Source organism: Ensifer sp. ENS11, from assembly GCF_014851895.1.
In the GTDB taxonomy this organism is placed as follows: Bacteria; Pseudomonadota; Alphaproteobacteria; order Rhizobiales; family Rhizobiaceae; genus Ensifer; species Ensifer canadensis.
Window position 1 is genome coordinate 90,156 of the sequence record NZ_JACVAN010000010.1, and the last position, 24,806, is coordinate 114,961.

The window sequence follows — 24,806 nt, forward strand, 5'->3', positions numbered from 1 at the left end:
CGAGAGTTATGCTGAATGCCGCATGATGAGCCGCGCTTCCAGGCGTTTAACATTGGACTGATCGCCTGCTCGAGGCGAAGTCTCGCCGATGCGCGCAAACAGCATGTCGATACCGGTTGCCGCAATGCCCTGATAGTCCTGTGCCACGGTCGTCAGCGGCGGGCACGAGAAGCGGCTGAGCGGATGGTCGTCATGGCCGGCGACGCGCAGATCGCTGTCACTGTCACGCCCGACGCGTCGGCGCCGCTCGAAGGCGGCCGCGATGACGCCAAAGGCCAGCCGGTCGTTGGCGCACAGCACGGTGCGGGTCGGAAACCCGCCCTTGTCGAGGATACGGCCGGCCTCCTCGTAGCCGGCTTGTTCGAAGGTCCAGCTTTTGGCAGGCATGGGCAATGTGATTGGTTCCAGCCTCAACCGCTCCATGGAGGCAATGTAGGCGTTCCGGCGCTCGATCGCGTTCTGGTTAACCAACGGCATCTCGAGAAAACAGGGATGCTCCCCTGTGCGGGAGAGATACTCTGTTATGATGTCGATGCTCTGCTTATTGTCCGTTCCGACGAAGGGCTTGTCGCCGATGCCGTTGTCCAGAAAGACCATCGGCATGGCGTTGGAAAGGCTTTCGATCAGGCGCACATCGGTCTCAAAACCGAGCGGCGCCATCAGCACGCCGGCAATGTTGAGCGAGAGGAGGGTGCGCATGGCGCGCGCCTCCAGCTTCCGCTCCCCGTGCGAGGAGAGCACGATCGTCCAGTAGCCTTCCGCAAGGCACCGCATTTCGATCTGACGCACGATCTCCGCATAGAACGGGTCGGAAATGTGGGGAACGATCAGGCCGATATTCTTCGGATTCTTACGGTTAAGGCTGACGGCAAAAATGTTGGGCCGGTAGTCGTAGTCCTTCAATGCTTTTTCGATGCGGGTGCGGGTCGAGGGTTTCACGCTCTCCGGATTGTCGAAGTATTTCGATACTGTCGGACGGGAAAGGCCACTCGCGAGGGCGAATTCCTCCATTGTCCTGACTTTGCTTTCACTCATATTCGCTTCCAAGACTTGCAAAAAAGCAGATGCGCTGCGTTGCGCGTTTCTCATATGTAAAAATAAAAGTTTTCAGCAGCCAGACAACAGGCGGTCCACACTTTCACGCGGGCTGGCTCCCGCTCGCATATAAGCATCACGACGATAGGATACCAAACGTTTTTCGCATGGAAAAAATTAGCGCGTATAAATTAATTTGTTGATGCGCTAACTAATCTAGGTCACAGAATGCCCCAGGTTAATCAACTGACATGCGCTCGTCCAAGGGAAAACAGTATATCCTTCACTGGGCAAATCTTGATTGAAACTAATCGGATCGGGATGTGGCCGGGCATGCCTGATGCCCGGCACGCTTTCTGGTTACTTCTCTGCCGGATAGCCTGCGGCGGCGAGGATCAGGTTGGCAATGGCGCGCGGGTGCGAAATAAGCGAGACGTGACTGGAATTGAGCTCGACGGTCGTCGCATTCATGCGCTTGGCAAGAAAGCGTTGGAGATCAGGATTGGTCGTCCGATCCTTCGTGGAAACAGCATACCAACTTGGCTTGGCTTTCCAAGCAGCACGCGACGTCTTGGATGCAAACAAGGTATCGGAAATCCGGCCTTGGACGGCATAGAGCGCTAGCGCATCGTTTCGGCTGAGATCACCTGCAAAGTCCTTGACGAACGCCTGTTCGCTGAGTTGCGCGAAGCCGTCCTTGCGAACCAGGCCCTTGCTTGCGGGGGCTGCCGGAAATTTTTTGGTGAGTGCAGGATAGTCTTCGCTGGCGTCCGGCGCACGCGCGGCAACATAGACGAGCGCAGAGACTTTGGGGTCGACGCCCGTCTCGCTGATAACCATCCCCGCATAGGAATGCCCTACGAGCACAGTCGCGCCCTCTTGCAATGCAAGCACTCGCTCCGTAGCGGCAACGTCGTCGGCAAACGACGTGAGCGGGTTTTGAACCGAGGTGACTTTCAGTCCGGCCTTCTGCAACAGCGGAATGACCTTCGACCAACTGGAGCCGTCTGCATAGGCACCGTGAACGAGAACTACGTTGCGCGCCTTAACCGGGGCGTTTGTTGCTGCGGAGGAAATGTGAGCAGAAAAAACTGTGGCAAGGAGTGCCGTCAAAGCGAAGGCGGTTTTCTTGAAGATGTTCATCGTCGGTCATCCATATTGTTTCGTTCTGAAGCCCGATGCTTCAAAAGGTTCATTCGGATGTTCCCCGCGCAGCGCAACATGATCACGCTTTTGTTACAGGTCGACTTTTTTTCACCCGGCTATGTAATGAAACGCGATCGGCAGCGAATAGGTAGTCTATGACCAATCGTGAGAACATATGGGCGGGTGCGATGCGTGCCGCCATACATGGAGACGCGGCTGCGTATGAGAGGTTGCTCGAGGATATCGGGCGAACGCTGCGCGTGATCGTGTGCCGTAAACTTTCGCGTTTCGGCATGAACACCGACCAAGCGGAAGATATAGTTCAGGAAGTCCTTCTAGGCGTGCATATGATGCGCGATCGTTGGGACGCCGGTAGGCCCTTCCTTCCCTGGCTACACGCTATCGTTCGATACAAGATTGGCGATGCGGTGCGTAAACGCAGCCGAGAGGCGCGCCACCGCTGCAATGTGACGCTTGACGAACTCGCCGAGGTCGTTGCTGCGCCCGAGCTGGCTGCAGGCCGACATATGCCGGATATGGAACGCGCGCTGGAAAGCCTTTCCGAAGGTCAGCGAGACATTGTTAATTCCCTAACGATCGATGGACAATCCGTGCGCGAGACGGCGCAACGACTAAAGACCAGCGAAGGTGCGGTCCGCGTTACTCTGCATCGCGCTCTTCAGCGGCTCGCTGGCTTCGCTAATCGCGTGCCGAATTGGGCAGAAAGAGGCAAGACATGAGATCCGTAGAGGACACTTCCGCTCTTATTAAGGGTATGGCGCAGGAGGCGGCCGAGCGAAAGCACCGTTACCGTCCTTTGTTGGACCGTCTTCTAATTCCGGCCGCGCTTGGGTCGCTGGCGCTCTCGATCGTATTTGCCCTTACTCTTTTTGGCATCCGCCCACACCTCAGCACAGTTCTTGTTGGCACGCCTTTCCTGTTCAAGTTTGCAACTATGCTTTTACTTGCGTCTGGAGGTCTTGTCGCGGTGCGCCGGGCTGGAAATCCGGGCTCGGGCAGTCAAGTTGGACTTGCGCTCGTTCCTGGCGTCATTCTGCTTGCGGCCGCCACCGTGATTGACGGCTCGGGCTTTCCAATACTCGGGCGTAGCGGCAGTTCCGTTCCAAGCTGTGTTGGTGCCATCGTGCTTTTGTCGCTGCCAACGCTCGCTGTCGTTCTTCGGGTTTTGAAGTATGGCGTACCGACGCAACCGGCAAGGGCTGGGATGTCAGCCGGTTTGCTCGCAGGGACAATCGGCGGAGCGGCCTATGCCTTCGTGTGCCAGAACGACGGCGCCGTCTTCGTTGCCGTCTGGTATGGCCTTGCCATCTTCATCGTTGCCGGATTTGGTGCGGTGATTGGATCTCGGGCACTGTCCTGGTAGAGTCTAGGATGCGAGGCCATATACTGTTCCCCGGCTGCAAAGGTTGCACTATTTCCATTGGCTCTGAAAAACTTGCTGGTCGAACCGGTGGAATCGCGCCAGCGATGCCAATGCAACTGCTTCGAAGTGAGCTGTAGTTCAGGGCGCAAGCGATGGTGGCTCTCACACCTTAACTTCCTACGATGGGGCCGGCCATGCCTTCATCGCGGTGTCTGCAACCTCTCTCAGTTCATCGACGGTCGCGCCATCGCGCGCCTGGATGGACATTCCTTGCTGGACGCTGAGAAAATAACGCGCAACTACTGAAGGGCTTACGTCGGATTTCAACTCGCCGGTGGCAATAGCTTCTTCAAGTTTTCGTTCCACGAGAAGGAGCCCCTGGCGCCTTGCCGCCTCAACAAACTGACCAAGATGCTCGCTTCCCTCTCCACGGACATCTGAGAGCGTTACCATGCACCCGCTCGGCTTATTTATCCCAGGCAGCACCTCAGCGGAATCACGGAGAAATGCTTGAACGGCGTCACGAGCGGTCGCAGCCTTTTGGAACCGATCCCAGATACGGGGCGCCACATTTGCCATGTAATATGAAATGCACTCTTCATAAAGGCGCTCCTTACTGCCGAAAGCCGCGTAAAGGCTCGGCGGCGCGATTGAGAGTGTTGAGCAGAGGTCAGCCATCGATGTCGCGGCAAATCCCTTTCGCCAAAACATGTCCATTGCGATAGCTAAAGCTCTCTCTTTATCAAATCCGCGGGGTCGTCCAGTTCGCATAACATCTCTCTCTTTAACGATCGTTAAATAATTGTTCTTGACGCGTGATGCAATCATTTCGTACGACTTCTTTAATGCTCATTAAAAAAGGAGATGGAATGATGCGCAGACTTGAAGGAAAACGAGCACTCGTGACAGGTGGCAGCCGTGGCATAGGCGCGGCCATTGCACGGCGCCTTGCCGCGGAGGGCGCCGATGTTGCGATTACTTACCATCGCGCAGCGGACGCTGCGAACAAGGTGATTGAGGAAATCCGTTCGACGGGAGGACGTGCGCTTGCGTTCGCGTCGGATAATGCTGATGATCAAGCTATTGATCGAGTAGTATCGTCTGTCGTGAACGAGTTCGACGGGGTGGACATCCTGGTTAACAATGCTGGGATTTTTGAAGTCGGGCCCCTTGAAAAGACTACTGTCGAAGACATTGAACGCAACCTCAATATCAACGTTCGGGCAGTTGTTCTTGCCAGTCGGGCTGTCATTCCACATCTTCGGTCAGGCGGACGGATCATTAACATTGGAAGCTGCTTGGCCACACGAGTTCCTGCTCCGGGCATCGCACTTTATGCACTGACGAAGTCAGCGCTGATAGGATTTACGAAAGGCTTGGCGCGCGATCTCGGAAGCAATGGTACGACCGTGAACATCGTCCATCCAGGACCGACCGATACGGATATGAACCCTGCAGCCGGTGATGGCGCGGAGGGGCAGCGGCAAAGGATTGCCCTGGGGCACTTTGGATCGCCAGAGGACATTGCAGCGAGCGTCGCGTTCCTTGCTAGTGAGGATGGCCGCCACATTACCGGCGCGGAATTGGCTGTTGATGGCGGTATCAACATTTAAACGGTCACGCCACAGCGCGCCCTGACACACTGGGGCCTTTCTCACCGCGAAGCGGGAGCCGTGGTTTTGCCTGCTAAGCGTTCACCACGGCCCCGGTCCCGCCAATGCGGATGACCGCTCGGCATTAACGGTCAGATCTCGATCTTTGGGCGAAGAAAGTCCGGCTCGCAGAACTCACCGGTGCATCGGCCACGTTCGTCAGCATTGTGGGGGCGCTGATCTCAGTTATAGGCCATCCCCATCGTCGGCGGGTTATTGGCGTCCGCCGGACTGATCTTTGCCTAAGAGCGCGGCCTCCGATCGCCATTGATTTCAGGACTGGCTAACCGATCCAGCCCGGCTAGTTACTCTGAGTGGGGGATGTCCCTCAAACCGCGTTTTATGGCCGCTTTTTTGACGGGACAATCTCGGCAAAAGGTTCCGCGCGATTGCATTCGTGCGGCTGTGGAACGATCTAGCCCCGCGATTTGATCAACGTAGGGCGGCTTCTACGTCGATCGCGTAGTACTCCGAACCGTTAGTTGAGCCAAACAAGGGCTCACAATGATCGTGGTTACTCATGAAATAGCGTTTGCTCGCGAAGCCGCCGATCGCGTCGTGTTCATGGACGGCGGCAATATCGTCGAAATGGGTGGGCCGAACAGGTCATCGGTGGCCTCGGCATCCCGGCACAATGGCGTTCTCGGCCCGGTTCCAAGAGCGGTGGTGGGGCCCATTCGACATTAGGCGAGAAGCGCTTCGAAACGTGTCGAAAAATGAGGGCACTTTGAATGCGCACCTACAGAACCGCATTTCGTTGGATCGCTCGCGGCTGAGGATGGACCTCCAGGAACGATTTCTTGCGCAGATAACTAGGCGTTGTTTGCCGAGATAATTTCTCTGCAAAGAAATCTACGAACGCACGCACGCGTGCCGCGAGATGTGTATGATCCACAAACAGCGCATTAATGGGTTCGTTACGTCCGTAATGGTACTCCTGCAACAGCGGCACCAGGCGACCTTCTTCAATGTCCTCGCCAATATGGAACGATGCCAATCGCGCGATGCCCATCCCAAGGAGGGCGAGTTGGCGCACTGTTTCTCCATCGCTTGCTGCAATTGCTGAGCTTATCCTCTTGGTGATACCGCGACCGTTTGAGGGTTCCTTGAACAACCATTCGTTCAATCCCTGATGAAAATTGAAACCGATGCAGCGATGCTGTTCCAAGTTCTCGGGGTGGTCCGGTATTCCGTACCGAGCTAAATAGCCTGGTGAGGCAACAAGCGTACGCCTGCTCTCGCCGATCTTACGAGCCTTCAAAGGGCAATCATTGACTGCCCCAACACGAATAGCGATATCCGCCGTATTCTGCATCAGGTCAATAGAACTGTCATTGAGCGAGAAATCGAGTTCGATTTCCGGATAAAGCTCGGTGAACTCCGGGATTAGAGGCAATAAAACGCAACGCGCAAACGGAACCGAAGCCGAGATTCTGAGCTGCCCCCGGGGTGTCACATTAGGGCCCTGCGACAGCATGCTTTCGGTATGTCGAATGTCGGCAAGAATCCTGCAGGCGCTACGATAGTAGACCTCTCCCTCGGCTGTCAGGCTCGCCGTCCGAGCAGAACGCAACAGCAAGCGCGTCTGAAGTCGGCCCTCGATCCGCGAAACCAACTTGCTTACTGAAGACGGCGACATATTCAGGTGCTTTCCAGCTGCTGCAAACCCGTGATTTTCGACGACCGCAATGAAGACTCGCATCTCGCCTGCTGCGTTATCCATGGCTTTTCTTCCCTATTTGCCGGCAATTGCCTCCTGAAATGACTTTAGCAGGTCTTGGCGTGAATTGAATTCACGCCTGCCATTCAAACAGGCCGTCTTGTGCGGCCTGTGTCGCCAATTCATTATTTGCCTGTCACAGTAGCAAGCCGAGCCAAAAGCTCGGTCCATCGAACAATCTGAAGATCTTATGACTGCCGCGATCGCATCACGGCGGAGGAAGTATTATGGACAAAAAAGACCCCTCCATCACACTATTCTACTCGCCCGGCGCTTGCTCGATCGCGCCCCACATGGCCCTGGAAGAGACGGGCCTTCAATACTCAACCACGCTCGTTTCGCTCGAAGCTGGAGTCCAAAACAGCCCTGAGTTCAGAAAGATCAATCCGAAGGGACGAGTTCCGGCGCTTCGTGTCGGATCCGACGTCATTACTGAGAACCCAGCAATTTTGCGCTACATCGCCGGGCTTGTTCCTGCCGGTGTCCTGCTTCCAGAGGATCCTCTCGAGCAAGCGAGATGCGATGAATGGCTCGCGTGGTGCGCTTCCTCTGTCCACGTGACTTACGCCCATGTCCGACGACCCGAGCGCTACGCTGATGCGGATAGTGCGATAGCCAATGTCATCGAAAAAGGCCGACAGGCGTCACGAAATATTTGGCGGGCGACTGATGAAAAACTCGCTGGCAAGGCCTGGGCCGCCGGCTCTTCGTTTTCTATCGCCGACCTTTACCTTCTAGTCTTTTGGCATTTCGGGCGCTCATCGACGCTTGGTTTCGACATGGAAACTGACTTTCCGAATTGGGATCTTCACGCAAAGCGCGTCGCTCAACGACCGGCTGTCCGCACCGTCTTCGAACGGGAGGGGGTCGTCCTCCCGTGAGGAGGTGACTTCAGCGAGAGGAGGAGGGTCGTTTGCCATGCTGTACTCATTTGAATTCGCCGACGTCATCGAGGCGTGGCCTGCACTGTTGGCCGGAGCAGCCAGCACGCTCTGGCTCTCGGGAGTATCAATCGCACTTGGTGTTGTTGTCGCGTCGATAGGCGCGGCAGCAAAAACGCTCGGCCGCAGCCGGGTACGGTTCTTGATCGACTGCTACATTGAACTCATCCGAAACACCCCGTTTCTCGTTCAAGTCTTTCTCATTTTTTTCGGACTACCGGCTGTCGGCCTCAAGATGTCCCCGAACACCGCGGCAATAACCGCAATGGTGGTGAATTTCGCCGCATACGCAATCGAGATCATCCGGGCAGGGATCGAGAGCATTCCGAAAGGGCAAACCGACGCTGGAAAAGCACTTGGCCTCAGCCAATTTAACATCTTCCGCCTCGTAATTTTTAAGCCAGCCCTGCAGGCAGTGTATCCCGCACTGACGAGCCAGATGATCCTCCTGATGCTGAACTCCAGCGTTTGCTCAGCAATCGCGGCAACCGAACTCACGGCAGTCGCAGGCGACATTCAATCGCGAACTTTCCGGAGCTTCGAAGTCTATTCCGTGGTTACAGCGATGTACTTCGTTCTGTCGGTGTTCTTTTGGTCAATGTTCGCAGCGGTGCATGCCATGCTGTTCAAAGCGCGCTCGCGTGGTGCAGTAAAATGAGAGAACTAACTTCCGGCGAACTTCTATACATCGCAAGCGCAATGCGCTGGACCATAATTTTGTCCGTCGTCTCGCTTGTTTGCGGGATGGCTGGTGGGCTGCTACTCGCGCTTGGACGGACCAGCGAGGTCAAAGCACTTCGGGTTGGCTCCACCGCCTACTTGAAGATCATGCAAGGCACGCCGCTTCTCATGCAAATCGTCATGGCATTCTTTGTGCCGGGTGTCTTCGGTTACGACGTTAATCCGTTTCTTGCCGCTGCAACCGCCCTGTCAATGAACGCCAGTGCGTTTCTGGGCGACATTTGGCGCGGGTGTATAGATGAGGTCCCCAAAGGTCAACGAGAAGCCGCGAAAGCCCTTGCATTGCCTTACTTCGTGACCACCTTTTTGGTCGTCATTCCCCAAGCAATCCGACTGGCCGTGCCGCCGTCTGTGGGCTTTCTCGTTCAACTTATCAAAGGCACGTCGCTCACTGCGCTCGTCGGTTTTGTAGAAATCACCCGCGCCGCGCAAGTCGTCAACAATGCCACTTTCAAGCCCTTTCTGATCTTCAGCTTCGTATGCGCTTGCTACTTCGTCGTTTGCTGGCCGCTGTCGCTTTTCAGCAAGTATCTCGAGGGCCGCATGCGCCCACCGTCGCACTAAACATTCAAAGGGAGGAACCAGAATGTTTTCGAGCACAACAAAACTAAGGATCGTTCAAAAGGCCGCCGTTGCAGCCTCGATCTTCGCCGCAACCTTCGGCGCAACGACTGCTCACGCGCTCACAACTGACGAGGTGAAACAGCGAGGAAAACTCGTCGTTGGCGTCTTGACCGACTATCCGCCGTTCGGGGGCACCGATGCCAATCAAGAACCGGCGGGCTATGACGTGGATGTCTCCCGTCTCATGGCAAAGGAGCTTGGTGTCGAATTACAGATCGTTCCCGTCACCGGTCCCAACCGCATTCCATTTCTTCTGACCAGAAAGATTGATGCGGTTGTGGCGACATTCGGCATCATCAAGGAGCGGACGAAGCAGGTCAACTTTTCCAATCCCTACAGCGCCATGACCATCTATATCCTGGGGTCGAAAGACCTTCAGGTTTCCAAACCCGATGACCTGAAAGAAAAACGGGTCGGAGTGACGCGGGCAAGCACCCAAGATACTGCGGTCATGGAGATCGCGCCGAAAGAAGCGACGATCATGCGCTTCGACGACGATGCCACAACCACACAATCAATCATCTCCGGTCAGGTTGATGTGATCGGGGCTAGCAACACCGTGCTCGCCACCATCAATACACAGTTTCCAGACCTTCAAATACAGCCAAAATTCGTCATGAAGGAGCAGGCCAACGGCATCGCATTCCGCAAGGACGATACGCAGTTTCTCGAATGGACGAACGAATTCATCGCCAGAATCGTCGAAGACGGGCGCCTGAGCGAGGTCAATCAGAGATGGTTCGGTGCCCCGCTGAAAGAGCTGCCAGCCATGCCGAAGTTCTAAACACTTTAAAACTGGGCGACGGGTCAAACCGTCGCTCTCATCGAGTGAGTTGAAGAAAATGAATGATCTTGCGATTCGGTCGCTTCTACCCATAGATCACTATACTGGTGCGCTGGTCGGCCGCATCTGGCGTCCTGGTATCGGTCCCGCGATCGTAGCCATCCGGGAGGATGGTGTGTTCGACGTCTCGAGCACCTTCCCCCTGATGAGTGCATTATGCGAGGAGAACGATCCCGCAGCGGCGGTTCGTGGTGCCCCCGGTGATTACGTCGCGTCCCTCGACGCCATCGCGAGAAATACGGTTGAGCAGTCCAGGAAAAACGACGCGCCCTGGCTTTTGTCGCCTATCGACCTCCAGGTGATCAAAGCAGCAGGAGTTACCTTTGCTCGCTCCATGCTTGAGCGCGTGATCGAGGAAAGGGCAAGGGGGCGAGCCAGCGAAGCCTCGCAATTCCGCGATGAAGTTCTCGACTTGATCGGGACCAATCTCAGAAATGTTCGTCCTGGATCGAGTGATGCACAAAAGTTGAAGGACTTCCTTCTCTCGAGAAATGCCTGGAGCCAATATCTCGAGGTCGGTCTCGGTTCCGATGCCGAGATTTTCACGAAGGCGCCATGTCTGTCTTCCATCGGCACGTTCGTGTCGGCCGGATTTAATGGCGCCTCAACCTGGAATAATCCCGAACCGGAGGTCGTTCTCGTCGTCTCGTCGCGAGGCAAGGTATGCGGCGCGACACTAGGGAACGATGTCAACCTCAGAGACTTCGAGGGTCGCTCGGCGCTGTTGCTGTCGAAAGCGAAGGACAACAATGCCTCATGCGCCATTGGTCCATTCATCCGGTTCTTTGACGACAACTTTTCGATGGAAAACATTCAAACCATGGATCTGACGCTTACAATCGAGGGGCCAGATGGATTTCGGCTGACCGACGTAAGCTCGATGACAGAAATCAGTCGGGAACCATTGGACCTCGTATCTCAAGCCATCAACACCAATCATCAATACCCAGATGGTTTTGTTCTATTTCTGGGCACGATGTTTGCTCCGACAAAAGACCGCGGCACTGCCGGCATGGGCTTCACACATCACGTCGGAGATGTCGTCTCGATCACCTCCAACTATCTCGGCACTTTGACCAACCGCATGAAGGCAAGCAGCGACTGTGAGCCATGGTCGTTCGGATTCACTTCATTGATGCGATCGCTTCACGATCGTGGGCTGCTCGGGCAGAGGCCGTCATAGCCCTGATTTCACCGGATAGCTGGTTTTAAGGGAGGAAAAAGTGAGTAAAGCGGTTTCTGCAGGGGAAAGCCCCAGAAAAAGTGGCGTCGAATCCGAGCCGATCATCCGGCTATCGGGCGTGGGCAAATGGTATGGGCAGTTCCAGGTTCTTCGCGACATTGATCTAGATGTTCGTCGCGGTGAGAGGATCGTCATCTGCGGTCCATCCGGATCAGGCAAGTCCACCGTGATCAGGTGTATCAATCGACTGGAGGAACATCAGCGCGGAGCTATTGTCGTTGATGGTCTCGAGCTTACGAACGATGTCAATAATATCGATGAAATTCGCAAGGAAGTGGGGATGGTATTCCAGCACTTCAATTTGTTTCCCCATCTGACAATTCTGCAGAATTGTACGCTGGCACCCATCTGGGTCCGGAAGATGCGCAAGTCCGATGCCGAAGAAGTCGCGATGCACTATCTTGAACGAGTGAAAATCCCGGAACAGGCGCATAAGTACCCGGGACAGCTATCTGGGGGCCAGCAGCAACGCGTCGCCATAGCTCGGGCACTCTGCATGAACCCGAAGATTATGCTCTTCGACGAGCCAACCTCCGCGCTGGATCCTGAGATGGTCAAGGAAGTTCTCGACACGATGGTCAGCCTCGCTGGCGAAGGAATGACCATGATGTGCGTCACCCATGAAATGGGGTTCGCGCGGCAAGTTGCCGACAGGGTCATATTCATGGATGCCGGTCAGATCGTCGAAACAAACGCACCGGACCAATTTTTCAGAAACCCGCAGCACGAGCGCAGCAAACTCTTTCTCAAGCAGTTGCTTCACTAGTCACTTATTTTGAGGCGCGTCATGTCATTCAATGAAAATCTGGACCTGTTCGTCATAGGTGGCGGGTCGGGCGGGGTTCGGGCCGCCAGGGTCGCGGCCGAGCATGGGGCCCGCGTTGCGATCGCGGAGCAGAGCCGCTTCGGTGGCACCTGCGTCATTCGGGGATGCGTTCCAAAGAAACTGTTGGTCTATGCCGGTCGGTTCAAGGATGAGTTCGAATCCTCACGCGCGTTTGGATGGAATTTCGAAGCTGCCACCTTTGACTGGAAAACCTTCCGTGCGAAGAGCGATGCGGAAATAGCTCGTCTTGAACGAGCATACCGCTCAACTCTTGAAAAGAGCGGCGTCGAGATCTTTGACGATCGTGCACTGGTCGAAACACCCAACACTATCCGTCTCGTTAATGCGGATCGTTGCATCACAGCCAAGCAGATTCTCGTTGCGACTGGCAGCCGTCCAGCCCTTGCCAACTTTCCCGGTTGTGAGCATTTGTTGACGTCAGACGATGTGTTCAGTTTCGAAAAGGTACCGGAGCGGCTTCTCTTTGTGGGCGGTGGATACATCGCGGTTGAGTTCGCTAGTATTTTCGCCCATCTCGGTACAAAGACGACCATCGCATACAGAGCGCCAAGACTCCTACGCGGTTTCGATCTGGATATCTCCGATCACATCGAGACCCAGTTCAAGGATCGTGGAATAGATCTCGTTGCCGCAGCCACGATAAGTAGCATCGAACAGATGGAAACAGGCGGCTTCCGAGTGGTCTTAACCAATAGCGAGGTCTTGGAGGAGGATGCCGTCGTATCGGCCACCGGTCGTTTGCCGAATACATCGCACCTAGGTCTCGAAGAAGTCGGCGTGAAACTCGATTTTGCGGGCGCAATCCTCGTTAACCGTGAGCATCGGACGAGCATCCCGTCGATCTTCGCGGTCGGCGATGTGGTCAATCGTGCGAACCTAACGCCTGTTGCAATCCGGGCAGGACATGCTCTTTCCGACAAACTCTTTGGTAACATTGAGGTCTGCGGCGCAGCCGGCCCGATCCCAACGGCGGTGTTCACGACGCCCGAAGTTGGCACAGTTGGCCTTTCAGAGGAGGCGGCGCGCCAGACCTATGAGAATGTTAGGATATTCCGATCTGAATTCACGCCAATGAAGGCAAGTTTCGCCGCCAAGCGCAGTCGAACGTTGATGAAACTGGTCGTGGACGGTCTGTCGGACAAGGTCTTGGGCGTTCACGTCGTTGGCGTCGACGCCGGCGAAATCATTCAGATGGCAAGCGTTGCGCTGACGATGGGAGCGACAAAGGCTGATTTCGATCGCACCGTTGCTGTCCACCCGACAGCGTCGGAAGAACTCGTGACCATGCGCCGTGAACTCGCCCAAGCGACTGAATGAAGCGCCCACAGGACTCTTTCAAACAGGAAGGTGTACAGATGTTCCAGAATCTAATTGGTGGCGAATGGGTAGGCGGAGATGGTGCGAAGAACACCAACCCGTCCGACACCAACGACGTGATCGGGGAATATGCCCGCGCCTCGGCCGAGGATGCGAAGGCGGCGATCGCCGCGGCCAAGGCCGCCTTTCCGGCCTGGTCGCGATCCGGCATCCTCGAGCGCCACGCAATCCTTCGAAAGACCGCCGACGAGATCCTGGCGCGCAAGGACGAGCTCGGACGGCTGTTGTCGCGCGAAGAGGGCAAGACGCTGGCGGAAGGCATTGGCGAGACCGTGCGCGCCGGCCAGATCTTTGACTTCTTTGCCGGTGAAGCGCTCAGGCTCGCAGGCGAGGTCATCCCCTCGGTGCGTCCTGATATCGGCGTCGAGATCACCCGCGAGCCGGTCGGTGTCATCGGCATCATCACGCCGTGGAATTTCCCGATCGCCATTCCCGCCTGGAAGATCGCGCCGGCGCTCTGCTATGGTAACACCGTCGTCTTCAAGCCGGCCGACCTCGTGCCGGGCTCGGCATGGTCGATTGTCGACATTCTCCATCGTGCCGGCCTGCCGAAGGGCGTGCTGAACCTGGTGATGGGCAAGGGCTCGGTCGTCGGCCAGACGATGCTCGACAGCCCCGACGTCCAGGCGATCACCTTTACCGGCTCGACCGGCACCGGCAAACGCGTGGCACTGGCCTCGGTCGAGCACAATCGCAAATACCAGCTGGAAATGGGCGGCAAGAACCCGTTCGTGGTGCTCGACGACGCCGATCTTAGCGTTGCCGTCGAAGCCGCCGTCAACTCCGCCTTCTTCTCCACCGGCCAGCGTTGCACCGCCTCGTCGCGGGTGATCGTGACCGAAGGCATTCACGACCGGTTCGTGGCGGCGATGGGCGAGCGCATGAAGGGGCTCACCATCGACGACGCGCTCAAGGCCGGCACCCATATCGGCCCGGTGGTCGACCAGAGCCAGCTCAACCAGGACACCGACTACATCGCCATCGGCAAACAGGAAGGCGCCAAACTCGCCTTCGGCGGCGAGCTTCTGAAGCGCGACACGCCCGGCTTCTACCTGCAGCCGGCGCTGTTTACCGAGGCAACCAACCAGATGCGCATCTCGCGTGAAGAAATCTTCGGACCGGTCGCTTCGGTGATCCGGGTGAAGGATTATGACGAGGCGCTTGCCGTCGCCAACGACACGCCGTTCGGGCTGTCGTCGGGCATTGCCACCACCAGCCTGAAACATGCGACGCATTTCAAGCGCAATGCCGAGGCCGGCATGGTGATGGTCAACCTGCCGACCGCCGGCGTCGATTTCCACGTGCCCTTCGGTGGCCGCAAGGGCTCCTCCCATGGCTCGCGCGAGCAGGGTCGCTACGCCGCCGAATTCTACACAACCGTCAAGACCGCATACACCCTGGCTTGAGCAATGGCTCGGCAGGGAACATCGCGGTTCACCCAGACGAGCCTTGCGAGATGAAACGAAAAACAGCGGCTTGGCAGGACTCATCGCAACCATAGCCGCGGATGTGGCTAGGGCGGATCACAGCTCATACTGCGATGGCCCCGCTGCATCGGCAAGCGTTGAAGGTGTTGGATGTGCCTCTAGCGAAAACAAGGGGCCATCCAGTGGCGGCCCAAATGAAAAAGATGCTCAGTGCATGCAGCGCGCTCGCGCAGACCCGTCGGCCAGGCAAGTTAGCTGCCCGAAAAAGGGAGAAAACGGCTTTCGATCCGGAATTGGCGCTCGCCTATTGAAACCTGCAAGCCGCGCCGCCTACCGGCGTGGCAGCTCATGGCTCAGGCCGCTGGTGTCAGTTTTCGAAGGTTAGCACGAATTACTGCACTGTCATGTACCGGAATGTCTCCGATTTCGGTCATCTTTGCATCAAGCTTGGCAAGCATCTCGGCAAAGACATGAGCGAGAGCGGGGTCGTTGGCGCGGTTATGCAGCTCGAACGGGTCCGCCTCGCAGTCGAAAAGCTCCCACTCGGGCGGCTCGTCGCCAGGATGTGCTCCAAGCTGGTCAAGCGGATCATTGTACCAATAGATCAACTTGTAGCGGCCGTCGCGCACCCCATAGTGAGAAAATGCATTGTGGAATTCGTCCTTATGCATCCAGTAGCGATGATAGGCGACGCGTTGCGGATCATGGGCAGCTGTTTGTTCCAGCGTTGGGCGGATACTTTCGCCCTGCATATAGCTTGGCGTTGCCAGCCCCGCGTAGTCGAGAAATGTCGGTGCAAAATCGACGTTGGTGGCGATCGCGTTCGATGTCGTACCCGGCTTGATTCCGGCCGGATAACGGATCAGGAACGGCATCTGCAACGATTCCTCGTACATGAATCGCTTGTCGAACCACCCGTGCTCGCCGAGGAAGAACCCCTGATCGGACGTGTAGATGACGATGGTATTCTCGCTCAGCCCCTCGCTGTCGAGATAGTCCAGAAGCCGTCCGACATTGTCGTCCACAGCGGCGATCGTCTGCAGATAGCGCATCATGTAACGCTGGTATTTGAACAGGTCCAGTTCATCCGCGTCGGTGAAAACGTAGGCCTCGCCAGTGTTTGTGTCGATCAGCCGCAGTTCCTGGCCTTCGGTGATCCCGGGGACTTTGCGCTGAGACCAGCCGGGCAGAAGAAGTTCACCGACTTCCTCGCCGCCTTCCGGCTGCACGAGCCCCAGATCCTTGTAGGTCAGATCCGAGCGGATGCGCATCTTGGCAGCGGCGGCCGCCGCCGCGCGATTTGCATAGTCGTCTCCAAACGTTTCAGGGACCGGCAGCTTGCCGTCGGCATAGAGATGGCGATGGCGTGGGTGTGGCTCGAAGCTGCGGTGCGGCGCCTTGTGGTGGCACATCAGGAAGAACGGACGGTCTGCGTTACGCTTGCTCAAGAAGTCCAGGCATTTGTCGGTGATGATATCCGTGGCGTAGCCTTGCTCTGTGTGGGGCCCGGTCCGGTCGATCATGACAGGATCAAAATACTCTCCCTGACCCGGCAGGACGGACCATTCGTCAAAACCGGTCGGCTCATGGGCCTTGCCTTCTCCCAGATGCCACTTTCCGAAGATCGCTGTCTGGTAGCCGCCGGCGCTCAGATGTTTGGCGACGTTCGGCAGGCGGTTGTCGATATGCGTGTCGAGCGTCGTGACCAAATTGACGTGATTGTACGTGCCTGTGAGAATTGCGGCCCGGCTTGGCGTGCAGATCGAATTAGTCACGTAGCATCTGTCGAGACGCATGCCTTCATTGGCTATGCGGTCAAGATTGGGCGTACTGTTCAGACCCGAGCCATACGCGGAAATCGCCCTGGCGGCATGGTCGTCCGACATTATGAAGAGGATGTTGGGCTTCTTGGTCATTGGAGGCTCGCTAAAAGGTGCCCGACGCATCGCGAAGCGTCGCGTCAGGCAATGGGAAATTAGTTGCCGGCGTAGAGGTCAGCCAAGTAGTAGTCTTTTGGGTCGAGCGGGTTCTGCAGCTTGCCGAAAGCGACGAATTGTTCATTCAGGCCGTTCAGCCAGTTGAACACGGTGCCATCCTTTGTTGCGGTGACGAGCTCAGCCGACGTCAGGAACTGACCGTTCTGGCTTTCCGTCACGAGAGGTTCGGCAGGAACACTGAGGAACTTGGCTGTAATGTCGACTGAGCGGGGTACATCCGCGGCGCGATAGTCATTGGCGTCCTTCATGACGGCGATGAACTTCTTCACCAACTCGGGATCCTGGTCAGCCACTTCGTTGCGCGCCACGAAGGCTGACGGGAAGGAGTTGGCGGGATAGAAATCGGCGCTCTTGGCGACTTCCACGAGATCCGGAACCGTCTTCTTGATGATGCCAACCAGCGGATACCAGATGCCAGCGCCATCGATCTGCTTCGAGGCAAAGGCCGACACGACTGTCGGAGGATCCATCTTGATCACTTCGACATCGGAAAGCTGCATGCCGGCCTTGGCCAGTGCCAGCCGCAACAGCATGTCGCCTGACGTGCCCTCGGGAACGCCGATCTTCTTGCCCTTCAGGTCTGCCATCGAGTTGAAGCCGGCCTGGGCGATGACGCGGTCGGACAGGCCGAGCGCGTTCATTGCAACAAGCTTGGCCTTGCCGGTCGCGGGCAGCCAAAGGGCACCCGGACCGACATAGCCGAAATCGAGGCTGCCGGCGCCAAGCGCCTGGATCTGGATGGGGCCGTTCGTAAAAACCTTGAGTTCCGGCTCGAGGCCATGCTTGGCCCAAAGGTCCTGATCGCTCGCAATCGCCGTCAGGCTCGTGCCGAAATAATCGGCGATATAGCCGATGCGCACGGGCGTAGCCTGGGCGAATGCGCCGCGCGTCGTAAGCGAGAGCGCTGGGATGGCAAGCGCTCCGGCCGCTGCTGTGGTCAGGAAATGGCGTCTGGTCAGTTCCATGTCAGAGTTCCTCCTCTTAGATGCTTGGTTCGATCTGGGGTTTTTGATGGTAGACGGCATGCCAAACCCGATTGCGGATGTCCGCGAACGTCTGTGACAGACGGATTTCTTCGGTGCGTGGGTATGGCAGATCGACAGGGATGATGTCGTGGAGCCGGCCAGGACGCGCAGCCATGACGACGACGCGATTGGCGAGGTACACAGCCTCGTCGACGTCATGCGTGATGAAGATCACCGTGCGCCGCTCCCGGGTCCAGGTATCCAAGAGCTGATCCTGCATGTTCACGCGGGTCAGCGCATCCAGGGCGCCGAAGGGTTCGTCCATGAGCAGGATTGAGGGATTAACCGCATAGGCGCGCGCGATGGCGCATCGCTGCTTCATGCCCCCCGACAGGGTCTTGGGCAGCGCGTCGGCAAAGTCGGTCAATCCGACCAGACCGATGAAGTGATCCGATACGCGCCTGCGCTCAGTAGCCGCCATGCCCTTTATTCGAAGTCCGAACTCGACGTTCTGGCGGACAGTCAGCCAGGGGAACAGCGCATATTGCTGGAAGATGACGCCGCGTTCCGGTCCCGGACCGTCAACGCCCTTGCCATCGACAAGCACCCGGCCGTCGGACACGTCGGTAAGGCCCGCCGCAATGTTCATAGCTGTCGACTTGCCGCAGCCGGAGGGGCCAACCACGGTAATAAATTCGCCATCAGCAATATCCAGTGACAGGCGATCCAGCGCGAGTAAGCTGCCGCCGCCCTCGCCGAAGCGCCGGCTAACGTTCTGAAACGAGATCTTCGGGTCGGCGATCTGGGAAAGGGTCATCAGACGCGCTCCTGCCATTGCGTGAGTCGGCGCTCCGCTGCCTGAACCAGACGGTCCATGAAAAGCCCGAGAATGCCGATGCTTATCAGGCTGACGAAGATTGTCGGCAGATCGTAATAGAGCTGCGCCTGCTGCATCCGGAACCCGAGCCCCGACTGCGCCGCGATCAACTCTGCAGCGACAACGGTTGCCCAGGCGGAGCCGAGGCCGATGCGCACGCCGACCAAGATGAATGGAGTAGAAGCGGGGATGATGACCCGCGCGAAAATAACGCGATCCTTCGCGCCCAGCACGCGGGCGGCGTTGATGAGCGTGCGGTCGACGCTGATCACGCCTTGATAGGTGGCAATGACGCAGGAGAGAAAGGAAGCTAAAAAGATGACAAACACCTTTGGCGCCTCATCGATGCCCATCGTGACGATCGCCAGCGGAATGACTGCCAGCGGCGGTATCATTCGAAAGAATTGGATGTAGGGTTCGATTAGGGCGCGCGCCACGCGGTACCATCCCATCAGAAAACCGACTGGGATCGCGAATGCGACGCCGAGACAAAATCCCGTCAGGACGCGACGCAGGCTGGAGACAATATCGACCAGCAGTTGACCACTCATGATCAGCTCGATGCCCCGTTGGAAGACTTCCAGCGGCCCCGGCAGCACCACTAGCTGTACCGCCGTTATTGCCCACCAGACGGCGACGCCGAATGCAAACGCAACAAAGTTGAGGATAATAGGAGGCCAATCGGCGAGCGACTTGCTCCGCGCGCGTTCGCCTGCGGAAACTGCGTTCATTGCCTCACTCCCGAATAGAAAAAATGATCCAAGGCTACCGCCGCGCCGCCGATCGCTCCCGAAAGCGGGCCAAAGCCTGAGCGTTCAATCCGCAGCACGCCGCGCATATGCGGCATGACTCTGGGCGGCAGATTTTTGAGCAAATGGTCAAACAGGCTGTCCGGGGCCTCACCCAGATGGCCGCCGAGAATGATCAGGTCGGGCGTCAGGAGATTAATGGCGATTGCCAGAGAGTCGGTCAGCCGGTCGAGCGTTGGCATCCACGCTTCCGTTGCCTCAAGACGCTCCAGGAGATTGCCCGGTGCCTGCCCCTCGAGTCCGACAGCGCGCATGAGCACGTTCTCATTGACGTAGCTTTCCAAGCAGCCGTGGTTGCCGCAACTGCAGAGCGGACCATCGCGCGAAATCTGGATGTGGCCCAGTTCGACTGCGCCGTGCCCGCCTGGCCGGAACGGCATTCCGTCAACGACCAGCCCGGCGCCCAGCCCGGTCCGCAAGTATACGTACAATACAGCCGGAACGCCGCGCCCGATGCCATATCTAACCTCGGCCAATGCCATGGAGCTGACATTGTGCTCGAGGACCACGGGAAGGCCGGTTTGCGTTTCAAACTTACTTGCCAGCGGCAGGTTGCGCCACCCGGTGTTGATTGAGGCAAGGATGGAGCGCCGTTCTGCATTCACGGGGCCTGGTACGGCAACGCCGATGCCCAACAGGCGAGGTTCGCCTATCTCGATCCTCAACCTGGACAGCGTTTCGGCTGCGCGGGACACGACGTCGTCCGGCCCTGTTTCGCGAAGCGAAAAATCAAATGAAGCTGTCGCTTTGGCGCGGGCCCTAAGATCTGTGATCGCGATTTGCACGAGCCCTGCGCCAAGGTGAATTCCGGCGACATGGAACGCGTCAGGGATGAGTTTGATGGCTTGTCCCGGCCGGCCGACGCCTGTGGATTCTACAGCTTCACATTCGGTGACCACACGATCGCTAAGGAGCTGGGCAGTGACGTGAGTGAGAGTTGTGGGCGACAGCTTGCTACGTCGCGCGAGCGATGCGCGCGATTGAGGACCCTCGTCCCGAAGAATGGAAAGCACCTGCCCATGATGGATCCCCATCACACGTCCCCCATTAATTTCTAAAGATTAGAAAATAATTGACTGGCATTGTCAAGCCTGGCGGGCGAACGGAACAATTGCGATAGAAGCGCGCGGCTTTAGCACAAGGTAAGACTGGCGCGAGGATTACCACCTGGGCAAGTTTAGATACGACGGCGCTTTCTCCGCGCGCCTGAAGACGTTCAGAAACGGATAGAGGAATATCGCAATGGTGCTGAGGACGGTTTCCACTGCGCGCTTGTGCTGTTGGCATGAAATGGAAGTGTCGAGAGCATGCGCCGGCCATCTCTCCGATGGCCTTGGCGAAAAAGACCATGCAGATCCACTTGCACCGCATCATCGGCGCCTTCGTCGGATCGGCCCATGGTACCGAGCAGCTGTATTCCCGCGCAGTTTCCGGGGCGCGACGCCACAGCCAACGCGTTGAACGACCTCCCCGACGAGGATCTCGACGGTCCAGTCGGCTACGACAGCGCCGACCATCGAAATGATATTACCGGAATGCAAGCGCTCGCGATGAGCCCTTTGGTACAACCGCCGCATCGGCAACAATCGAACATGGATCGTCAAGAGCCTTGAGCCTTTTGGCATTACCCTTGAAGATGTGCCGGTTGGTTTCGGCTTCGGCGGCTGACGACGGTGACCCTGCTCAGTTTGCCAGCACCGTACTGAGCAGGGTTTCCAGTTGGAAGGGCGCCGTCGCGAGCATCAACGTTGTCGAGGAAGCTTTTGAGTGCGGGTCGGATGGCGGTCTTGCCGGCGTGGAAACGCTGACTGATCCGAAGCTTGCCGACATGAAGAATAGCCCCGCTGTGCGCTTTCTGGACCGACTAGAACTTTCCGAACTGCAGATAGGCTTGCTGAGGATCGGTGCCGGACAGGATTGCCTTGCGGACAAGGCTTTCGGTGCTGATCACAACCTCGACCTTCGTCACGACCTCCTCTGCGATTGACTGTGGTATGACGACGATCCCATCGATGTCGGCCAGAACATAGTCCCCGGTTTCTATTCGCACGTCACCAATAGTGATCGGTTCGCCGAACGCCTCGGGCCGCCAGGCTGCGACGACGTCGCGGGGCGTCTGGAAGCGTGAAAACAGCGGGAAGCCAATCTGCCGGATGAAAGCGTTGTCGCGCGACCCACCGTCAACAATATAACCGCGAAGGCCGCGGTACTGGAGTGTTTCAGCGGACAGCTCGCCCATCATCGCTCGAACATCGTCCTGCGGTTGGCAGACGACGACATGGTCTGGAGGGGCCACACTGAGGAATTGCGTCCATTCAAGCATGCTGGCCTCGGCGGAGATTGTGTCGTCAGGTGTTCCGCGCAATGTGAATATCCGTCCCGAAACACGCGTGTCAGGGTCGATGGCGCGGATTTGGCGTGGCAATACGCAATTGGGTCGCCCCATCTCTCGCATCACATCGTAGATCGCGCCTGAATAGCAGTCATCTAAGCGCTGGGTGAGATCGTTCATGATATATGGTCCTCTTCTGACCTGTGTCTTTCGTGAGCAGTAGAAACCACCATCGCGGGGTGTCTATTTTTCTTGTCGATCGGTTTTGTTACCGGATCTGCGTCCGGCTACGACGATAGCGACGATCGTCAAGAAGCAACACAGCATGAGGTAGCACGCGACGAGCCACGGCTTGCCTCCGGCGAGATTGACGAGCGCCGCGGCGATGAATGGGGTTGGGCCTGCGACCAGCGCGCCGTTGAGTTCACGCGCAAGGGCTAGTCCTGAAAAGCGGTATCTTGTTTCGAACAGGTCTGAAAGAAACGCCCCCTGCGCTCCTGCCATGGCGCCGTATCCGATGCCGTAGAGCAAGCTCATTGCCACCGTTGCTATGAGGACGCTGTTGGTATCAAGCAGCCAGAAGAATGGGAAAGCGAAGACGAGTGCAAAAATGGCGCCCAGTGCAAAGACTTTGGTGTGTCCGATGCGATCGGAAAGCGCACCCATCAATGGTACGCTAACAATAGCAACCGTTGTAGAAGCCGTGACAACAAGCAGACTGTCCGAGCGGCTCATTCCGACCGTGTTGATCAGATAGCTTAACGCAAAGGCCGCCAGGATGTAGGCATTCGCGTTATGACCGGTGACGGACAGGAAGCCGTAGACAAGTTCTTTTCGCCCGTTTGCGAGGAGTTCTCGCAAGGGGGTCTGTTGTTGTTTGCTTCGAGCTTTGGCCTGCTCGATGGATGCGACATATTCGGGCGTTTCGTCGAGGTGCTTCCGAATGTAGAGGGCCACGACGAAGAGTACACCGGAAAGCAGAAACGGGATGCGCCACGCCCAGCCCAGCAATACGTCCTCTGGTAAGTATGAAATCGTGAGGAACGAAAAGGTGGCAAGCAATATCCCACCCGCGGGGGCGGCGTTGACGATCGACGTGTAAAAGCCCTTACGGTGCGGAGGTGCGTATTCGGCGACGAGCACGATGGCACCGGCGAGTTCTCCCCCAGCGCCGAAGCCCTGCAGCAAGCGAAACAGTACAAGTAGGACTGCTGCCCAGACTCCTATCTGCTCAAATGTCGGCAGCAGACCCATTGCTACGGTCGCGCCCCCCATAAGCATGATGGTAAAGATAAGCGCCGGCCTTCGGCCAAATTTGTCACCAATGTGCGAAATCAGGAGCCCGCCCAGAGGCCGGGCCACGAAACCGACCGCAAACGTAGCGAATGCTGCAAGGATGCCGCTCGCCTCGGATAGATTGGGAAAAAAGAGCTTGTTGATCACCAATCCAGCGGCAGCGCCATATAACGCGTAATCGTACCACTCGATCAGGGTCCCGACCGTGGCCGCCCCAACCGCCTTACGAACACCGGAATTGACACTAGCCGCATCTTTAACCGGTTCAATTTTAAGCGACGATTCGCTTCGATAAGCGCTCAAAAACAATCCTCCCATTATTGCAATGCGATGCGCATTTCATCCCATGATTAAAATAATATATCCCATATAAACCGTCAAGCACAGGGACCGGATCTTGCCGTGGTGCAAAAGTCAGAATGGGCTTCATCGCGTGGTCAGCTTGATTTGCAATTCCGAGCGGGATACTCGGAGCAATCTTGGTTCCCTTCAGTGTAGAAAAACGGGATAGAGGCCAACACTTGAATCCTAGGAGGATAACTTGCCCAAAGAAGATCCCACTGGAGATCAGGCCTCCAACCAGACGAACAGTTCAGGCCGCAAGATTAGGCTGGTTGTGGACATGATCGGCTCCGCTATCGCGAACGGAAAATACAAGCCGGCGGAGACGCTGGCCACCGAGTCGATTATGTGCGAGCAGCTCGATGTGGGGCGAAACGTCCTGCGTGAAGGTTTGAAAATACTCGCCGCAAAGGGTTTGGTACGCACCGTACGTAGGGCGGGTACATCTGTGCTGCCTCAGTCTGAATGGAATATGCTCGACCCTGACATCCTGCGCTGGATCTTGGGGACTGAGGAACTTCGTATGGAGATGCTTCGGGAGTTATCCCAACTGCGCAGGATGATCGAACCAGAGGTAGCGGCGCTGGCTGCAACGAATGCAACGACAACCGAAATCCTGCGCCTGTTCGAATGCTATGAAGAGATGGAAAAGTTCCAGGATGACCCCGCGCTGGCAATCGAGGCGGATATTTCATTTCATCAGCGTATGTTCGCGGCAGCACATAGCCCACTCCTGTCCAGTCTCCTGCGTGCATTTATGATATTGTTGCGGGCGAATTTTATGATGACCGTCGATTCTGGCTACACAAGCAATCTGATTGAACACCGTTTGATCGCCGAGGCTATCCGGGATCGCAACCCGCAGACAGCTCATGCTGCGATGCTAAGACTCCTCACCAATAATGAAAACGCCATGGCTAAGTTGACGGGAGCGTCGTCCATACCAAACGTTCTGCTTTGCTCCTCAGGCGCAAACGATCAATCCTAGCACCGCTTTGGCAGATTGAATTTACGTCTTCCGGTTCGAAGGTGACGATGTGGACATCGGACGACTGTGTCCATCAAAACCACGGCGCTGATGTCGGGTCCCATGCCTTGTGATGAGGCGGATATCGGCGAGCATGACCCCTGCGTCGGCTGAGGCAATGGTATTCCCTGGTCTCTGTGGGACAGTGGCATGGAGGATGTGATCAACAACCATTCGTGA

Annotated in this window: 23 protein-coding genes and 2 pseudogenes; 14 read left to right on the forward strand and 11 right to left on the reverse strand. The window is 57.0% G+C overall.

The window, feature by feature from the left end; translation table 11 throughout:
* Window positions 1-6: 6 nt before the first annotated feature.
* Together IB264_RS19795 and IB264_RS19800 are read right to left on the reverse strand one after the other, a co-directional pair.
* Complete coding sequence (locus IB264_RS19795) at window positions 7-1,035, reverse strand: LacI family DNA-binding transcriptional regulator (RefSeq protein ID WP_057224516.1); 1,029 nt, start codon at window positions 1,033-1,035, stop codon at window positions 7-9.
* 360 nt (window positions 1,036-1,395) lie between these two features.
* Window positions 1,396-2,178 (reverse strand): alpha/beta fold hydrolase, encoded by a 783-nt coding sequence (locus IB264_RS19800; protein WP_025429875.1) that lies wholly within the window; start codon window positions 2,176-2,178, stop codon window positions 1,396-1,398.
* A gap of 158 nt (window positions 2,179-2,336) precedes the next feature.
* On the opposite strand from IB264_RS19800, the gene IB264_RS19805 reads away from it, so the two are divergent.
* Both IB264_RS19805 and IB264_RS19810 read left to right on the forward strand, forming a co-directional pair.
* A complete protein-coding gene (locus IB264_RS19805) occupies window positions 2,337-2,921 on the forward strand; it encodes a sigma-70 family RNA polymerase sigma factor (protein ID WP_057224513.1) in 585 nt (194 codons plus the stop codon).
* 35 nt (window positions 2,922-2,956) lie between these two features.
* Window positions 2,957-3,565 carry an NrsF family protein gene (locus IB264_RS19810; protein WP_057224511.1) on the forward strand — a complete coding sequence of 203 codons (609 nt, stop codon included), beginning with the start codon at window positions 2,957-2,959 and terminating at the stop codon, window positions 3,563-3,565.
* A 177-nt stretch (window positions 3,566-3,742) separates the two neighbouring features.
* Here IB264_RS19810 and IB264_RS19815 read toward each other — a convergent pair whose 3' ends face one another.
* On the reverse strand, window positions 3,743-4,393 hold the full coding sequence (locus tag IB264_RS19815; RefSeq protein ID WP_246811791.1) for a TetR/AcrR family transcriptional regulator: 651 nt from the start codon (window positions 4,391-4,393) through the stop codon (window positions 3,743-3,745).
* Window positions 4,394-4,437: 44 nt separating this feature from the next.
* Here IB264_RS19815 and IB264_RS19820 point away from each other — a divergent pair, with 44 nt between their 5' ends.
* Window positions 4,438-5,178: an SDR family NAD(P)-dependent oxidoreductase gene (locus tag IB264_RS19820; RefSeq protein ID WP_192434025.1), complete on the forward strand. Its 741-nt coding sequence runs from the start codon at window positions 4,438-4,440 to the stop codon at window positions 5,176-5,178.
* Between the two features lie 525 nt (window positions 5,179-5,703).
* A pseudogene (locus IB264_RS34700) lies at window positions 5,704-5,872 on the forward strand (ectoine/hydroxyectoine ABC transporter ATP-binding protein EhuA); the annotation flags it as partial.
* Between the two features lie 84 nt (window positions 5,873-5,956).
* On the opposite strand, the gene IB264_RS19825 reads toward IB264_RS34700, so the two are convergent.
* Window positions 5,957-6,940 carry a LysR family transcriptional regulator gene (locus tag IB264_RS19825; protein WP_192433965.1) on the reverse strand — a complete coding sequence of 328 codons (984 nt, stop codon included), beginning with the start codon at window positions 6,938-6,940 and terminating at the stop codon, window positions 5,957-5,959.
* Between the two features lie 224 nt (window positions 6,941-7,164).
* On the opposite strand from IB264_RS19825, the gene IB264_RS19830 reads away from it, so the two are divergent.
* The 8 genes from IB264_RS19830 to IB264_RS19865 all read left to right on the forward strand — a co-directional run bounded on the left by IB264_RS19830 (window position 7,165) and on the right by IB264_RS19865 (window position 14,960).
* Window positions 7,165-7,818 (forward strand): glutathione S-transferase family protein, encoded by a 654-nt coding sequence (locus IB264_RS19830; RefSeq protein ID WP_192433967.1) that lies wholly within the window; start codon window positions 7,165-7,167, stop codon window positions 7,816-7,818.
* A 40-nt stretch (window positions 7,819-7,858) separates the two neighbouring features.
* Window positions 7,859-8,536, forward strand: coding sequence for an amino acid ABC transporter permease (locus IB264_RS19835; RefSeq protein ID WP_210335645.1), 678 nt, complete (start codon window positions 7,859-7,861; stop codon window positions 8,534-8,536).
* A complete protein-coding gene (locus IB264_RS19840) occupies window positions 8,533-9,183 on the forward strand; it encodes an amino acid ABC transporter permease (protein WP_192433970.1) in 651 nt (216 codons plus the stop codon). The genes IB264_RS19835 and IB264_RS19840 overlap by 4 nt, the downstream gene beginning before the upstream one ends.
* Before the next feature lie 22 nt (window positions 9,184-9,205).
* Window positions 9,206-10,027, forward strand: coding sequence for a transporter substrate-binding domain-containing protein (locus IB264_RS19845; RefSeq protein ID WP_192433971.1), 822 nt, complete (start codon window positions 9,206-9,208; stop codon window positions 10,025-10,027).
* 58 nt (window positions 10,028-10,085) lie between these two features.
* A complete protein-coding gene (locus tag IB264_RS19850) occupies window positions 10,086-11,270 on the forward strand; it encodes a fumarylacetoacetate hydrolase family protein (protein WP_192433972.1) in 1,185 nt (394 codons plus the stop codon).
* Between the two features lie 100 nt (window positions 11,271-11,370).
* Window positions 11,371-12,096 (forward strand): amino acid ABC transporter ATP-binding protein, encoded by a 726-nt coding sequence (locus tag IB264_RS19855; RefSeq protein WP_192434027.1) that lies wholly within the window; start codon window positions 11,371-11,373, stop codon window positions 12,094-12,096.
* Window positions 12,097-12,117: 21 nt separating this feature from the next.
* Window positions 12,118-13,494 carry a glutathione-disulfide reductase gene (gene gorA / locus IB264_RS19860; RefSeq protein WP_192433973.1) on the forward strand — a complete coding sequence of 459 codons (1,377 nt, stop codon included), beginning with the start codon at window positions 12,118-12,120 and terminating at the stop codon, window positions 13,492-13,494.
* Between the two features lie 38 nt (window positions 13,495-13,532).
* A complete protein-coding gene (locus tag IB264_RS19865) occupies window positions 13,533-14,960 on the forward strand; it encodes an aldehyde dehydrogenase family protein (protein ID WP_375154976.1) in 1,428 nt (475 codons plus the stop codon).
* A 374-nt stretch (window positions 14,961-15,334) separates the two neighbouring features.
* Here the strand turns inward: IB264_RS19865 and IB264_RS19870 are convergent, their stop codons facing one another.
* Genes IB264_RS19870 through IB264_RS19890 form a run of 5 tightly spaced genes read right to left on the reverse strand, consistent with a single transcriptional unit; the run spans window position 15,335 to window position 20,663 of the window.
* Window positions 15,335-16,897, reverse strand: a complete 1,563-nt coding sequence (locus IB264_RS19870; protein WP_192433975.1) for a sulfatase — start codon at window positions 16,895-16,897, stop codon at window positions 15,335-15,337.
* A 59-nt stretch (window positions 16,898-16,956) separates the two neighbouring features.
* The gene (locus IB264_RS19875; protein WP_375154977.1) at window positions 16,957-17,937 is read right to left on the reverse strand and encodes an aliphatic sulfonate ABC transporter substrate-binding protein; all 981 of its coding nucleotides are present in this window, start codon (window positions 17,935-17,937) and stop codon (window positions 16,957-16,959) included.
* A gap of 22 nt (window positions 17,938-17,959) precedes the next feature.
* A complete protein-coding gene (locus IB264_RS19880) occupies window positions 17,960-18,760 on the reverse strand; it encodes an ABC transporter ATP-binding protein (protein ID WP_192433977.1) in 801 nt (266 codons plus the stop codon).
* Entirely contained in the window at window positions 18,760-19,551 is a 792-nt protein-coding gene (locus tag IB264_RS19885; RefSeq protein ID WP_025429892.1) for an ABC transporter permease, read from the reverse strand. The genes IB264_RS19880 and IB264_RS19885 overlap by 1 nt, the downstream gene beginning before the upstream one ends.
* A complete protein-coding gene (locus IB264_RS19890) occupies window positions 19,548-20,663 on the reverse strand; it encodes an ROK family transcriptional regulator (RefSeq protein WP_192433978.1) in 1,116 nt (371 codons plus the stop codon). Before IB264_RS19890 ends, IB264_RS19885 begins: the two co-directional genes overlap by 4 nt.
* Before the next feature lie 277 nt (window positions 20,664-20,940).
* Here IB264_RS19890 and IB264_RS19895 point away from each other — a divergent pair.
* A pseudogene (locus IB264_RS19895) lies at window positions 20,941-21,149 on the forward strand (hypothetical protein); the annotation flags it as partial.
* A gap of 344 nt (window positions 21,150-21,493) precedes the next feature.
* On the opposite strand, the gene IB264_RS19900 reads toward IB264_RS19895, so the two are convergent.
* Together IB264_RS19900 and IB264_RS19905 are read right to left on the reverse strand one after the other, a co-directional pair.
* A complete protein-coding gene (locus tag IB264_RS19900) occupies window positions 21,494-22,141 on the reverse strand; it encodes an RraA family protein (RefSeq protein ID WP_192433979.1) in 648 nt (215 codons plus the stop codon).
* A gap of 63 nt (window positions 22,142-22,204) precedes the next feature.
* Window positions 22,205-23,560: an MFS transporter gene (locus IB264_RS19905; protein ID WP_246811792.1), complete on the reverse strand. Its 1,356-nt coding sequence runs from the start codon at window positions 23,558-23,560 to the stop codon at window positions 22,205-22,207.
* A 238-nt stretch (window positions 23,561-23,798) separates the two neighbouring features.
* Here IB264_RS19905 and IB264_RS19910 point away from each other — a divergent pair, with 238 nt between their 5' ends.
* Window positions 23,799-24,587 (forward strand): FadR/GntR family transcriptional regulator, encoded by a 789-nt coding sequence (locus IB264_RS19910; protein ID WP_192433981.1) that lies wholly within the window; start codon window positions 23,799-23,801, stop codon window positions 24,585-24,587.
* Window positions 24,588-24,806: the final 219 nt, after the last annotated feature.